This window comes from Streptomyces sp. NPDC002690 (assembly GCF_053592415.1).
In genome coordinates, this window is sequence record NZ_JBSFVR010000005.1 from 49,994 (window position 1) to 63,985 (window position 13,992).

Below are 13,992 nucleotides of genomic sequence, written 5' to 3' on the forward strand. Positions count from 1 at the left end.
CACCATCCGACTTGGAACACCTCTCATGACCACAACTGCCACCGCGGTCTCCGCGGCCAGCAAAGGGGTCCAGGGGAGCGGCCGCGGACCCGGCCGCTCCCGTGAAGGCGCCAGCCGTCCCGGTTTCGCCTGGGCGGCTCCGGCTGCCGTCTTCTTCGGCCTCTTCGCCATCGTCCCGCTCTTCCTGGTCGTCGCTCTCTCCTTCGCGAGCTGGAACGGGCTCTCCGACCCCGAGTTCACCGGTCTCGACAACTGGAAGAAGTTGTTCGACGACCCGATCCTGATCAAGAGCCTCTGGCTCAGCGTGCTGCTCACCTTCCTGGGCGTCGCCGTGCAGACGCCGCTCTCCATCCTGCTGGGGGTGTGGGCGGCCGGCCACCAGCGCAACCGGGCCGTGCTGTCCGCCATCTACTTCGTTCCGCTGCTGCTCTCCGCCACGGCCGTCTCCGTGCTGTGGCGTGCGGTGCTCGACCCCAACTTCGGTGTCCCCGCGCAGGCCGAGTGGCTGTTCGGAGACGGGAACCTGTTCGGTCAGCAGGCCAGCGCGATCGGGGTGCTCATCTTCGTCAGCACCTGGCAGTTCACCCCGCTGCACACCCTGATCTACCAGGGCGCCGCACGTTCGGTGCCCCGGGTGCTCTACCAGGCGGCGGAGATCGACGGAGCGGGCCGGTACCGGCAGTTCTTCCACATCACGCTGCCGCAGCTGCGCAACAGCGTCGTCACCTCGATGATCCTGATGGTGGTCGGCGGTCTGACGACGTTCGACACGGTCCTCATCCTCACCCAGGGCGGGCCGGGCACCGACACCACGATCAGCGCCTACTACATGTACCAGAAGGCGTTCAAGACCTTCGACTACGGAACGGCCTCGGCCATCGGCGTGATGCTGATCCTGGTCGCCACGGTCATCTCGCTGGTGATGGTGCGCCTCACGGGCTACGACAAGATGAACAGCACCATGGAGGGCATGTGAGCAGGCGCCGCCCCAATGTCCTCGCCGGCTTCGGCTCCACCGTCTGGCTTCTCGTGGTCGGCCTCCCGCTCTACGTGATGCTGGTCGCGACCTTCCAGAACCGTGCCGACTACGGGTCGAACGGGCCGTTCGCCCTGCCCAAGCACTTCACCCTCGACAACTACATCAACGACTTCAACAGCGGGTTCGGGCAGTACTTCCTGAACACCGTGATCGTCACCCTCTCCGTGGTGGCCATCGTGGTCCTGCTCGTGGCACCGCTGTCGTACGCGATCGTCCGCAGCCGCAGCCGCGTGACCGGCATGGTGTTCCGGCTCTTCCTGCTGGGTCTCGCCATTCCCTCGCAGGCCGTGATCGTGCCCATGTTCTTCGCGATGAGCGAGGCGGGGCTCTACGACAACCTCCTCGGCATCATCCTGCCGACGGCGGCCTTCGCGATGCCGGTGTGCGCCCTCATCCTCACCGGCGTGATGCGCGACATCACCCCGGAGCTGTACGAGGCGATGACGATGGACGGCGCCACCCACCGCCGGGTCTTCTTCCAGCTGGTGCTGCCGCTCTCCAAGAGCGGGATCTCCACCATCGTCGTCTTCTCCGCCCTCCAGGCGTGGAACGGCTTCCTTTTCCCGCTCGTCCTGACGCAGTCCGCCGAGTCCAAGGTCATCACCATGGGGCTCTACGACTTCCAGACCGAGCACGGGGTCGACATGCCGGGGATGCTCGCGGCTGTCGTGCTGTCCATGCTTCCCATCCTGCTCGTATATCTGTTCGCCCGGCGAGCCCTGGTCCAGGGGCTGATGGGAGTCGGAGGAAAGTGACCGACCACGTGTCCGTACAGACCGAACCGGCCGAGGAGGTGACGCTCCCGTCGTGGCGGGACGCGTCCCGCACTCCGGCCGAGCGTGCCGACGCCCTGCTCCAGGAGATGACGCTGGAGGAGAAGATCGCCCAGCTCTTCGGAGTGTGGGTGGGCGCCTCCGACGAAGGGGCCGAAGTCGCCCCGCACCAGCACGACATGGAGGAGCCCCCGCCGCTGGCCGACCTGCTGCCCGAGGGACTGGGCCAGCTCACCCGGCCGTTCGGCACGGTCCCGGTCGACCCCGCGCTCGGCGCGCTCTCGCTGCTGCGTACCCAGACCGCGATCACCACCGCCAACCGCTTCGGCATCCCGGCCGTGGCCCACGAGGAGTGCCTCGCGGGATTCGCCGCCTACGGAGCGACCGCGTACCCCGTACCGCTCTCCTGGGGCGCGACCTTCGACCCGGCTCTCATCACCGACATGGCGGGGGCGATCGGCCGCGACATGCGCTCGGTCGGCGTCCACCAGGGCCTCGCCCCCGTGCTCGACGTGGTGCGCGACGCCCGCTGGGGCCGCGTGGAGGAGACCATCGGCGAGGACCCGTACCTCGTCGGCACGATCGCCACGGCCTACGTCAAGGGCCTGGAGCAGGCCGGCATCGTCGCCACCCTCAAACACTTCGCCGGGTACTCCGCCTCCCGCGCGGGCCGCAACCTGGCGCCGGTCGGCATGGGCTCGCGCGAGCGCGCCGACGTCATCCTGCCGCCGTTCGAGATGGCCGTGCGCGAGAGCGGTGTCCGCTCGGTGATGCACGCCTACACCGACACCGACGGCGTCCCGTCCGCCGCGGACAGGGAACTGCTGACCGGACTGCTCAGGGATGTCTGGGGCTTCGAAGGCACCGTGGTCGCCGACTACTTCGGCATCGCCTTCCTCAAGACCCTGCACGGTGTGGTCGAGTCCTTCGGGGAAGCGGCCGTCGCCGCGCTCCTCGCCGGCGTCGACGTGGAGCTGCCGACCGTCAACACGTTCGGTGAGCCGCTGCGTGCCGCCGTCGCCGAGGGCCTCATCGAAGAGGCCGACATCGACCGCGCCGCCCGCCGGGTCCTCGTGCAGAAGGCGCAGCTCGGCCTCCTGGACGCCGGCTGGAGCCCGGTGCCCGACGCGCTCTCCGGGGCCGAACTCGCCCCGGAGACGCTGCGCGGCACGGTGGTCCTGGACAGCGACGCCAACCGCGCTCTGGCCCGCCGGATCGCGGAGCGGGCCATCGTGCTGCTCCGCAACGACGGCATCCTGCCGCTCAAGGGCGAGAAGGCCCCCGCGCGGATCGCGCTGATCGGCCCCAACGCCGACCTGCCCACCGCCGTGCTCGGCTGCTACTCCTTCCCCGTGCACGTCGGCAGCCAGCACCCACACCTGCCCGTCGGCGTCGAACTGCCCACCCTGCGCGAGGCGTTGGTGGCGGAGTTCCCCGGCAGCGAGATCGTCACCGTGGCCGGCTGCGGCATCGACGACGACAGCACGGACGGATTCCGCCAAGCACTGGCCGCCGCCCGCGACGCGGACGTCGTCATCACCGCCCTGGGCGACCGGGCCGGCCTCTTCGGCCGGGGCACCAGCGGCGAGGGCTGCGACGCCGGCTCCCTCACCCTGCCGGGCGTCCAGCAGCAGTTGCTGGACGCGCTCCTGGACACCGGTACCCCCGTCGTCGTCACGCTGCTGGCGGGCCGTCCGTACGCGCTCGGCCGCGCGGTGGACGAGGCCGCGGCCGTCGTGCAGACCTTCTTCCCGGGCGAGGAGGGCACCCACGCGCTCGCCTCGGTGCTGAGCGGCGGGGTCGCCCCCTCCGGACGGCTCCCCGTCAGCGTGCCGAGGAAGCCGGACGCGCAGCCGTCGACGTATCTCGCGGCCCGCCTGGGTCACGCGAACGAGGTCTCCAACATCGACCCGACGCCCGCGTTCGGTTTCGGCCACGGGCTCACGTACACGACGTTCGAGTGGTCCGGCCTCGCCGTCGCGGCGGCGGAGATCCCCACCGACGGTCTGGCCGAACTGGAGTGCACGGTACGGAACACGGGTGACCGCGACGGCGTCGAGGTCGTCCAGCTCTACCTGCACGACCCGGTCGCCTCGGTCGTCCAGCCGGTGCAGCGGCTGGCCGGTTACGTACGGGTCGAGCTGGCCGCCGGAGAGGCGGTCAGGGTGCGCGTCGGCGTCCCCGCCGACCTCGCCTCCTTCACGGGCCGCGACGGCGTGCGCGTGGTGGAGCCGGGCGCGCTGGAGCTGCGGCTCAGCGCCTCCAGCACGGACCCGCGCCTCACCGCCGAGGTGAGGCTCACCGGTCCGGCGCGGCAGGTGGACCACACCCGCCGACTGCACGCCGAGTTCCAGGTGGAGACGGTCGAGGGCCTCTGACGCCCTCGCCTCTCCGTCGGCGCGTGCAGGAGCCCGGCCCCCGTCCGAGGGGGCCGGGCTCCGTCATGTCCGAGGTCCGTCGTCCAGAACGCACGGTCGCCCCCGGGCGGCGGCGCCACTCAGGGGCGGGTGGCAGGAGCGGAGCCACGCGCTCCCACGGGCGTCCGGGACTAGATCGGCACGCGCCCGCCAGGAATCGCGGGACAGCCCATGGGCGCAAGATCCACGCGCGGCTCATGCCGACGGCCGGAAAATCGGTGGCCGCTCAGGTGACGGAAGGATTGACTGACCGTTGTGAACCTGGCATGCGCGGCCGAGCGGCTCGGGTTGGGACAGGTGCTGGAAGCACCGCTGCTACTCAAGGATGACGAGCAGGGCCCGGTGTGGAAGGCCGTTACCGACTCCGGCTCGTGGGTGGTGAAGCTCAACCGGCCTTGGGGTGACTTCTGGCTGTCCATGGCCGCTCAGGCCGGGGCACTCGAAGTCGCCGCGGGGGAGACCGGTGTCGCGATGCCCGAGCCGCAGTCGACGGCTCTGGCCGAAGCGGGTCTGTGGCGACCGGTCGGGGACGGTGTCTACGCCCGCGCGGTACGTTTCGTAGAGGGCTCGCATCCGACCGCGCCGACGTCCGAAGCGTTGGCGGCGTGGGCCGGCGGGCTCGTCGCCGACCTCGCCCGGTGCGCGATTCCGGCCGATCCGGCCGTCGACGGCGACTACAGGTCCTACTCCCGGGGGGAGTGGGAGGAATGGCTGGCTCAGGTCGAACGCCTTGAGATCCTCAGCGCCGAGCAGGTTCGCTCCCTCAGGCTGTCGGTGGAACACGCCCGGGCCATGGTCGAGGATCAGCGGGATTCGTGGCGGTCGAAGTTGGTCATGCACCGCGACATCCGGCACCAGAACATTCTGACCGGCTCCGGTGGTCCGGTGCTGTTGGACTTCGACGCCGCGGGGGCGCAGGAGCCGTGGTGGGAGCTTGTCGTCACCGCTTTCGGTCTTGCCGGCTTAGGCCGTGGGCCGGAAGTGCCCGAGCGCCGCATCGTCGAAGCGTGTCTCTCCGGGTATGCCGCTGCGGGAGGGGCGGTCGGGGCGGTCGACGAGTCCGCGTTCACCGGCTTGTTCGCCGGACACGTCGGAACGGCGGCCTGGCAGCTGTGGATGGCCTGCGGCCACCGGGGCGGGAGTCCGGAGTACCGGGCCGGCTTCGCCCGGGCACTCGGAGAGTCGGTGGAGGCGATGGCCGTGATGCGCGAGGCCATGCGCGTCTGGGCGACTTGGCTCGCCGCGTAGGCGCAGAACGGCGGACGCGGCGCCGCCGGCAGCCGATCCCATGGAGAGGTGCCAGAGGTGCCCCAGCAGGTGAACCCGGTGCCGAGTTGACGGGGCAGCCCCCGTTCCGGAGCGGAGATTCGTCCGTTCCCGCCCGGACGGCCCAGTCTCCGCTCCGGAACGATCAGCAGGGGAACGCCTCGGCCGGCGTGAGCCGAGCCTCGCCGTCGGCCACCTCGTGCGCCGCCGCCCGACGACCGGCTCCGCCCACGCGAAGATGCCCGGTCGCCCCCTCTGGAACGGGCGACCGGGCATCCGCGCGTGGGCCTCACGGCCGATTCGGGGACGGACGTGCGGCGGTGCTCAGGACGCGGTGCAGACGCTCACGGTGGGGGCGGCGGTGTTGCCGTTCGCCTGCACGGTGAAGCCGAAACTGGTCGAAGCTCCGGCCGCCAGGCTGCCGTTGTAGCTCGGCGTGATCGTCATGACCTTGCCGGTGCTGTCCCAGGCGGTGGTGCCGTTCCAGACCCCGGTGGTCGTCTGGTTGGCGCCGAGGGTCACCTTGACGCTCCAGCCGGTGATCGCGGCGGAACCCGCCTTGATGGTCACCTGACCGTTGAAGCCGCCCTGCCAGGTCTGCGTCGCCGTGTAGGTGGCGGTGCAGGTCTTCGTACCGGTGCCGGGGTCCGTGCCGCCGCCCGTGCCGGGGTCGGTGCCGCCGCCGGAGGAGCTCCCGCCGAGGGCCGTCAGGACCGCGGTGTAGGCGGCCTTCTTGCCGTAGTTGTCGTCGAAGAGCAGCGGGGTGCCGCTGGCCCGCCACGAGTACTTGTCCGGGATGCCCCAGACGGTCATCCCGGTGCAGCGGGTCACGGCGAGGCACGCCTTGACGACGTTGCCATAGTTGGTGGCCTGGGCGCTGCCGGAGCCCTCGATGTCCAGCTCGGTGATCTGCACGTCGACGCCGAGGTCGGCGAAGCGCTGGAGGTTGGCCTGGTAGTCCGACGGGACGGGCGAGTTGCTGTTGAAGTGGCTCTGGAAGCCCACGCAGTCGATCGGGACGCCCCGCGCCTTGAAGTCCTTCACCATGTTGTAGACGGCGGTGGACTTCGCGTTCACGCCGTCGGTGTTGTAGTCGTTGTAGCAGAGCTTCGCGGCGGGATCGACGCTGCGGGCGGTCGTGAACGCCTCCTCGATGAAGCCGTTGCCCAGCTTGTCCTGGAAGGGCGAGGAGCGCCGCGCGCCGCTGCTGCCGTCCTGGAACGCCTCGTTGACCACGTCCCAGGCGTAGATCTTGCCCTTGTAGTGGGTCATCACCTGGGTGATGTGGTTGTTCATGGCGGTGCGCAGGTCGGTGGCGGCGAGTCCGCTCACCCAGCTCGGCAGCTGGGAGTGCCAGACCAGCGTGTGGCCCCGGACCTTCATGTTCTTGCTCTGGGCGTGGCTGACGATCTGGTCGGCGTTGGAGAAGTTGAAGGTGTTGCGGGTGCCCTCGACGGCGTCCCACTTCATCTCGTTCTCCGGCGTCACCGCGTTGAACTCGGTGTCGAGCGTGGTCGCGTACCCCGATTCGCCGAGGTGGTTGGCGGCGACGGCCGTCCCGAAGTAGCGGCCGGAGCCGGCGGCCGCGGCGCCGAGTGTGCTTCCGGGAAGCGCTCCACGTCGAGGAAGTCGGCGGAGCGCAGGTGCTTGTCGCGCATGCCGTTGCCGGTGTCGATGCTCGCCGCGTCGATGACGGCGTCCACCCGGGACCGGGCGATGTCCTCGTCGATCACGATCCGGCCGCTGAACTCGGTGAACCGGCCGCGCACGCTGGAGATGCCCAGGTGCTGGGCGGAGGCGGCCACCGAGCTGTGCGCGGGGTCGAGCGACCAGTCGCCGGGCGGGGGGAGTTCCACGCCGCCCTGGCGGGCCAGGACCACGGTGCCGGCCTCGATCCGGCCGCCGGCCGTGACGAGGGCGGTGGAGGCGGCGGGCGCGTAGCCGACGGCGGTCACGATCACCGTGTACGCACCGGCGGGCAGCGGCTCTTCCGTGCGGGTCGCGCCGTCCTCGTCGGCCGTGGCGCGCAGTATCTGGGTGCCGGTCATGTCGGTGACCGTGACGATCGCGTGCTGGACCGCCCAGCCGTCCCGCGTCCGTACCTGTGCGCGAAGTCCCATGACGTTCTCTTTCCTTGTTCACTGACGTGACGACTCGGGATACGAGTCGGGCCCCGGGGGCGGGGCGGCAGGCCGTCCCCTGCCTGCCGCACGCGCCACCGGGGCCCATTTCCACCGGCCGGGACAGACTCTCCGCTGAAAGTACTGTCCCGCCAGGGGGCTTATCGCTCGATCACTCGCCGGGGTGGGCGAGTTCGATGTCGTGTCCGTCGACCCCGTGACCGGTGACGGCCACGGTGCTGGCCACCGGCGGGTAGCCGGTCGCGACGACGGAGTACTCACCGGCGTCCAGATCGGTGAAGGCGTACGCGCCGTCCGCACCGGTCGTGGAGGTGGCGACGACATTGCCCGCGGCGTCGATCAGGGTGACGCGGGCGTCCGCGAGGGCACCGCCGGCGGAACCGGCGCGCACCACGCCCTGGACGAGGGCGCCGGCCTGCAGTGCGGCCTCGACCCGGGTGACACCCGTGCCGGCGATCTCCACCGGAAGGGCCAGCGGGCGGTGACCGGCGGCGTTCACCGCGAGCGTCACGGTGCCGGGGACCAGCTCGCCGAAGGCGAAGTCACCACTCTCGCCGGAGGTGCCGGTGGCGAGAACGTCACCGCGCACGTCGGTCACGATGACCATGGCGCCCTGGACCGGGGTACCGGCCTCGGCGGCCCGGACCGTACCGGCCAGTCCGCTGGTGCCGGACAGCAGGATGTCGTAGGCCAGCGGCTCGTCGCCGACGACCACCGTGGACGCCTGCGGCTGGCAGCCGTCGGCGGAGGCGATCAGCACGTAACTGCCGGTGCCGGGTGCGTCGAGGACGTACGAACCGTCCGCCTGCGCCACCGAGCGGCCCAGCTGACGACCGCCGAGCGAGATCAGCGTGACGGCGGCCTGGGCGACGGGAGCGCCGTCCGCGCCGCGCACCACACCGCGCACCGGGGTGCCCTGGATGGTGAGGGTGTCGGCCGAGGTGGCCGCGGGTGCCTGGAGCGTGGCGGTGGCCGGGGACGTGAGGGTCACCGGGGCGGCGGCTGCCGGGGAGGCGGCGACCGCTTCGGCGGCGATCTCCTCGGCCGGGGCCGCGGCGGTCTCGGAGCCGGTGTTCGTCCGGAGCGCGACTTCCTTGATGAAGATCGCGAACAGGAAGGCGAGCAGGGCGCACGGGGCGGCGAACAGGAAGACGTCGCCGACACCGTGGCCGTACGCGGACTCGACGACCGCACGCACCGGGGCGGGCAGCGTGGCCAGGTCCGGGATACCGCCGCCGGTCCCGCCGGCGCTCTTGACCCCGAGGTCCGAGAGGCCGTCCGACACGTAGTGGGTGACGCGGTTGGCCATGACGGCACCGAGCGCCGAGACGCCGATGGCGCCACCGAGCGAACGGAAGAACGTGACCACGGAGCTGGCCGCACCGAGGTCCTGGGGCGCGACCTGGTTCTGCGCGGCGAGGACCAGGTTCTGCATCATCATGCCGACGCCGGCACCGACGAGGAACATGAAGATCGCGACGTGCCAGTACGTCGTGTCGTACCGGATCGTGCCCAGCAGGCCGAGACCCGCGGTGACCAGGACGCCACCGGAGACCAGCCATGCCTTCCAGCGGCCGGTCTTGGTGATGACCTGGCCGGAGATGGTCGACGAGAGGAAGAGACCCGCGATCATCGGGATCGTCATGACGCCGGACATCGTCGGCGACTTGCCGCGGGCCAGCTGGAAGTACTGGCTGAAGAAGACGGTGCCCGCGAACATCGCGACACCGACGAAGAGCGAGGCCACCGAGGCGAGGGTGATCGTCCGGTTGCGGAAGAGCCGCAGCGGGATGATCGGCTCGCGGGCCTTCGACTCGGTGAAGACGAACGCGCCGATGAGGGCCACGACGCCGAGCAGCATCACGACGGTCTGCCAGGAGCCCCAGGCGTACTTGTCGCCCGCGAAGGTCACCCAGAGCAGCAGCAGCGAGACGCCCGCGCTGATGAAGAACGCGCCGGTCCAGTCGACCTTGACGTCACGCTTGACGACCGGGAGCTTCAGGGTCTTCTGGAGCACGAAGAGGGCGATGATCGCGAACGGCACACCCACGTAGAAGCACCAGCGCCAGCCCATCCAGCTGGTGTCGGTGATGACGCCGCCGAGCAGCGGGCCGCCGACGGTGGCGACGGCGAAGACCGCGCCGAGGTAACCGCTGTACCGGCCGCGCTCGCGCGGCGAGATCATCGCGGCGAGCACGACCTGCGCCAGGGCGGAGAGACCGCCGACGCCGATGCCCTGCACGACTCGGAAGACGATCAGCATGCCGGAGCTGGTCGACAGACCGGCGGCGCAGGAGCCCAGCACGTAGATGATCAGGGCTATCTGGACCAGCAGCTTCTTGCTGAAGAGGTCCGAGAGCTTGCCCCAGATCGGGGTGGTCGCGGTCATCGCCAGCAGGGAGGCCGTGACGACCCAGGTGTAGGCGCTCTGACCTCCGCCGAGGTCGGAGATGATGTGGGGGAGAGCGTTGGAGACAACCGTCGACGACAGGATCGCGACGAACATGCCGAGCAGCAGCCCGGTCAGGGCCTCCATGATCTGCCGGTGTGTCATCGGCGCGCCGTCGGGAGCTTCGGAGCCCCCGTGCTTGGCGTGGCCGCCCCGCACACCGGTCGGTGTGGTCGTAGCCATGAATGTCCTTTGCTTTGCTTCTGTTACAGAGGTGTACGGGTTTCCGTCAGGTCACCGTCGACCGGAACGAGCCCTTCAGGGGCTACTGGTCCGGGTCGGAGACCTTCGGGAGAGTCGGCCCGGTGAGCCGCGCGCGACAGTCGTCGGTGTGCCGTCCGGGGGTGCACGCACTGGGGGTGCGGGCGGCGAAGCTGCCGCAGAGCCGTGCCAGCAAGGTGATGAGTTGTCCGACTTCGTCGTCGGACCAGTCCGCGAGGTTGTGTGCGAACACTTCCGTGCTGCGGCGACTGAGGTCGACGAGCACGTCGTGTCCCGAGGGAGTCAGCCGCAAGATGCGTGACCGCTTGTCCGAGGGGTCCGGAAACCGCTCTATCCAGCCGCGTTCCGCCACGTGGGCGACGTGCCGGCTGGTCACGGACATGTCCACGGAGAGCAGCTCGGCGAGCCGGCTGATGCGCATCTCGCCGTGCTGGGCGAGAAGTGTGAGCACCGCCGCGGAGCCGCCCGGGCAGTCGGAGGGCAGTGCGCGGGCGAGGCCGCGTTTCACGACGCCCACCGCGCTGAGGTGCCGGGCCAGTTCTTCGTACTGACTCCGTGCGGCCACGGGGCACCCCCAGACTTCTGCTCTGCATCTTGTTGCTTAGGGCAACCATAGAAGCCGTTGGTTGCTGCAGGCAAACTAAATGGGGCTTGCATAAGTAAAGGAACCCAAAAGGCTCCGTAGGCTGCCGGTCAAAGCCCCAGCGTGTGGCCCCGGTGAGTCACCTGTGTGTCTCACACCACAGGGTGAGGCCCCCTGTGTACTCATGTTGACGACGCGCGGTGTTGTGGAGATGAGGGGAATGTCCGTACGAACCGTCGCTCGCGCGTCCCCCAGGGGTTGGGCGGAAGGCCCGAGTTCGCTAGGGTCCTGGCCCATGGCACACAACCCCCACGCCCCTCAGCAGGGCCCCGCGGGCAATGACGACCCGGCAGGCAGCACGCAGATGTTCCGCGCCTTCGTCGACGACGGAGAGCCGGTGCGCCGGCCGCAGCAGGCCGCCCCGTCCGGCGGCCCGAAGACCGGCGTGATCGTGGCCGTCGTCGCGGTCGTCGTCGTTCTCGCCGCGGTCGCCTGGCTCGCGCTCGGCTGACCCCGCACCGTCCGACCACGCGGCGGCCCCCGTTCCCACGGGGGCCGTCGACGCGTTTACGGGCAGCGAGAGGCGCGTGCGGGGCGTGTCCCGCACGGGTGCGGGCGCCCGGCGCCCGGGCCGCGGAGGCGGACCGGCCGGACGCGCAGGACCGGCCGGACGCGTCGGGGTGCGACCCAGGGGCGTCCGGGCGTGGCCCGGGCACGGGGGTGCCGCCGGGGCGTGCGAGCACGTCCTCCGGCGGCCGGTGACCGTCAGTCGGTGATGAGCCCCTCGCGCAGCTGCGCGAGCGTGCGGGTCAGCAGGCGCGAGACGTGCATCTGCGAGATGCCGACCTCCTCGCCGATCTGCGACTGGGTCATGTTGGCGAAGAACCGCAGCATGATGATCTGCCGCTCGCGGGGAGCGAGCTTGGCCAGCAGCGGCTTCAGGGACTCGCGGTACTCGACCCCCTCCAGCGCGGTGTCCTCGTACCCCAGGCGGTCCGCGAGGGAGCCCTCGCCGCCGTCGTCCTCGGGGGACGGGGAGTCGAGGGAGGAAGCGGTGTAGGCGTTGCCGACGGCGAGCCCGTCGACGACGTCCTCCTCCGAGACACCGAGCGCCTTGGCCAGCTCCGGAACGGTCGGCGAGCGGTCGAGCCGCTGCGCCAGTTCGTCGCTGGTCTTGGTGAGCGCCAGACGCAGCTCCTGGAGCCGGCGGGGGACCCGCACGGACCACGAGGTGTCACGGAAGAACCGCTTGATCTCGCCCACGACCGTAGGCATGGCGAACGTCGGGAACTCCACCCCCCGCTCGCAGTCGAACCGGTCGATCGCCTTGATCAGGCCGATGGTGCCGACCTGGACGATGTCTTCCATCGGTTCGTTGCGGCTGCGGAAGCGCGCTGCCGCGTACCGCACCAGCGGGAGGTTGAGCTCGATGAGTGTGTCGCGTACGTAGGCCCGCTCCGGGCTGTCCGTTCCCTCGGGACCGAGTGCGGCGAGCCGCAGGAACAGGGAGCGGGACAGCGTACGGGTGTCGATGGCTTCCGACGAGCTGGTGAGCACGGCAGGCGCGGGCGCGCTCTTCGTGAGCGTGAGCACCTTCGAGCTGCCCTGGTCTACGGACATGCCACCCCCTTGAGGTCGCGGACGGTCGCGGTGGCCGCGACCATCGGAGGAACGCAGCCTCCACCTGAATACCGGAGGGGAGGCTGCGGCAAACGCGGTTCCAGCAGAATGTCACATGTCGGCAACACGCTGTAGTGACATGTCGATAAGTCAGCGCCGCGTATGCGCAGGAAGCAAGGGGTGCGAGGGGTGTGGGGCGCCGGAAAACCGCTCGGAGACGTTCTACCCGTTCCGGTTATGCCTCGATCCTGTTTGCGGATCGCAGTCGGGCGAAACTTCTGGCCAAAAGTCTTGACACGTGCATCTGGGAGACGCCCAGTTCGGCACTGATCTGGGACTGTGTCAGGTTGCTGTAGTAGCGCAGCAGCAGAATCCGCTGCTCCCGTTCGGGCAGCTGTACGAGCAGATGCCGTACGAGATCGCGGTGTTCGACGCCGGCGAGCGCCGGGTCCTCGTACCCGAGGCGGTCGAGCAGACCGGGCAGCCCGTCGCCCTCCTGGGCCGCTTCCAGCGAGGTCGCGTGGTAGGACCGGCCGGCCTCGATGCAGGCCAGTACCTCGTCCTCGGAGATCCGCAGCCGCTCGGCGATCTCGGCGGTGGTGGGGGAGCGTCCGTGGGCCGTCGTGAGGTCCTCGGTCGCCCCGGTGACCTGCACCCAGAGTTCGTGCAGCCGGCGGGGCACGTGGACGGTGCGGACGTTGTCGCGGAAGTACCGCTTGATCTCGCCGACCACGGTCGGCATCGCGAACGTGGGGAACTGGACACCGCGTTCGGGGTCGAAGCGGTCGATCGCGTTGATCAGGCCGATGGTGCCGACCTGGACGACGTCCTCCATCGGCTCGTTGCGGCTGCGGAAGCGCGCCGCCGCGTAGCGCACCAGCGGCAGGTTCGCCTCGATCAGCGCGGCCCGCACCCTGCGGTGTTCGGCCGTACCGACGTCGAGGTCCTTGAGCTGGCCGAAGAGCAGCTGGGTGAGCGCCCTGGTGTCGGCACCCCGGGTTCTCGCCGGGGGCGCCGAAGGGTCGGGCGTCTCGGTCTGGATGTCGTCGGACAGCTCGGTCCGGTCCTTCTGGACGGTCTGGGGAGGCACTTGAGGCGCTGCACTGGCCGGCACGGTGACGCCACCCCTTCACGGTAACGCTTCATGATCACGCTTCATGGTCGAACTGCACGGTCGACTGACGGTCAACGTGACGGACAACTGCGGTCAATTCATCCATCAAAAGCGGTCATAGCATCACAAGACATGTCCACTGTGTGCAAGCACCGTATATAGCCGTGTTGGAGTCAAACGGGTTTAAAAACCATCAAAAGCCCCACACCTGAGAGGTGAGGGGCTTCGGGCGACGCCCGGCGGCTGAAGTGACCGCGCCCGCCGGGGCGCCCGCACGAAGGCTGGAGGCTGCCCCGGTCGAGCCGCCAGCCGTGGACGCGGTCCGGGGCATCGGGGGTCGTGGTGCGCAGGACGACTCCTCCGGGGGC

The 13,992-nt window shown here is 70.0% G+C and carries 9 protein-coding genes and 2 pseudogenes; 5 read left to right on the forward strand and 6 right to left on the reverse strand.

The window, feature by feature from the left end:
* The first annotated feature begins 25 nt into the window (after positions 1–25).
* The 4 genes from ACWD3D_RS01530 to ACWD3D_RS01545 all read left to right on the forward strand — a co-directional run bounded on the left by ACWD3D_RS01530 (position 26) and on the right by ACWD3D_RS01545 (position 5,477).
* A complete protein-coding gene (locus ACWD3D_RS01530) occupies positions 26–976 on the forward strand; it encodes a carbohydrate ABC transporter permease (RefSeq protein ID WP_451458889.1) in 951 nt (316 codons plus the stop codon).
* On the forward strand, positions 973–1,794 hold the full coding sequence (locus ACWD3D_RS01535) for a carbohydrate ABC transporter permease (protein ID WP_451458890.1): 822 nt from the start codon (positions 973–975) through the stop codon (positions 1,792–1,794). Before ACWD3D_RS01530 ends, ACWD3D_RS01535 begins: the two co-directional genes overlap by 4 nt.
* Positions 1,791–4,190: a beta-xylosidase/alpha-l-arabinosidase gene (locus tag ACWD3D_RS01540; protein ID WP_451458891.1), complete on the forward strand. Its 2,400-nt coding sequence runs from the start codon at positions 1,791–1,793 to the stop codon at positions 4,188–4,190. The genes ACWD3D_RS01535 and ACWD3D_RS01540 overlap by 4 nt, the downstream gene beginning before the upstream one ends.
* A gap of 294 nt (positions 4,191–4,484) precedes the next feature.
* Positions 4,485–5,477, forward strand: coding sequence for an aminoglycoside phosphotransferase family protein (locus tag ACWD3D_RS01545; protein WP_451458892.1), 993 nt, complete (start codon positions 4,485–4,487; stop codon positions 5,475–5,477).
* Positions 5,478–5,819: 342 nt separating this feature from the next.
* Here the strand turns inward: ACWD3D_RS01545 and ACWD3D_RS01550 are convergent.
* The 4 genes and pseudogenes from ACWD3D_RS01550 to ACWD3D_RS01565 all read right to left on the reverse strand — a co-directional run.
* A pseudogene (locus ACWD3D_RS01550) lies at positions 5,820–7,094 on the reverse strand (endo-1,4-beta-xylanase); the annotation flags it as partial.
* A gap of 2 nt (positions 7,095–7,096) precedes the next feature.
* Positions 7,097–7,615, reverse strand: a pseudogene (locus ACWD3D_RS01555) (YceI family protein); the annotation flags it as partial.
* Positions 7,616–7,787: 172 nt separating this feature from the next.
* Positions 7,788–10,268, reverse strand: coding sequence for an MFS transporter (locus ACWD3D_RS01560; RefSeq protein WP_451458893.1), 2,481 nt, complete (start codon positions 10,266–10,268; stop codon positions 7,788–7,790).
* A gap of 82 nt (positions 10,269–10,350) precedes the next feature.
* Positions 10,351–10,872 (reverse strand): MarR family winged helix-turn-helix transcriptional regulator, encoded by a 522-nt coding sequence (locus ACWD3D_RS01565; RefSeq protein ID WP_451458894.1) that lies wholly within the window; start codon positions 10,870–10,872, stop codon positions 10,351–10,353.
* Positions 10,873–11,185: 313 nt separating this feature from the next.
* On the opposite strand from ACWD3D_RS01565, the gene ACWD3D_RS01570 reads away from it, so the two are divergent.
* The gene (locus ACWD3D_RS01570) at positions 11,186–11,401 is read left to right on the forward strand and encodes a hypothetical protein (RefSeq protein ID WP_451458895.1); all 216 of its coding nucleotides are present in this window, start codon (positions 11,186–11,188) and stop codon (positions 11,399–11,401) included.
* Between the two features lie 254 nt (positions 11,402–11,655).
* On the opposite strand, the gene ACWD3D_RS01575 is transcribed toward ACWD3D_RS01570, so the two are convergent.
* On the reverse strand, positions 11,656–12,510 hold the full coding sequence (locus ACWD3D_RS01575) for an RNA polymerase sigma factor SigF (protein WP_266706395.1): 855 nt from the start codon (positions 12,508–12,510) through the stop codon (positions 11,656–11,658).
* A 235-nt stretch (positions 12,511–12,745) separates the two neighbouring features.
* On the reverse strand, positions 12,746–13,624 hold the full coding sequence (locus tag ACWD3D_RS01580; protein ID WP_451458896.1) for an RNA polymerase sigma factor SigF: 879 nt from the start codon (positions 13,622–13,624) through the stop codon (positions 12,746–12,748).
* Positions 13,625–13,992 lie beyond the last annotated feature (368 nt).

What these genes read in the sequence shown, in the direction of transcription:
- ACWD3D_RS01570 (WP_451458895.1), top strand. Translation starts at nt 11,186, where the DNA reads ATGGCACACAACCCCCACGCCCCTCAGCAGGGCCCCGCGGGCAATGAC.
- ACWD3D_RS01575 (WP_266706395.1), bottom strand. Translation starts at nt 12,510, where the DNA reads ATGTCCGTAGACCAGGGCAGCTCGAAGGTGCTCACGCTCACGAAGAGC.
- ACWD3D_RS01560 (WP_451458893.1), bottom strand. Translation starts at nt 10,268, where the DNA reads ATGGCTACGACCACACCGACCGGTGTGCGGGGCGGCCACGCCAAGCAC.
- ACWD3D_RS01530 (WP_451458889.1), top strand. Translation starts at nt 26, where the DNA reads ATGACCACAACTGCCACCGCGGTCTCCGCGGCCAGCAAAGGGGTCCAG.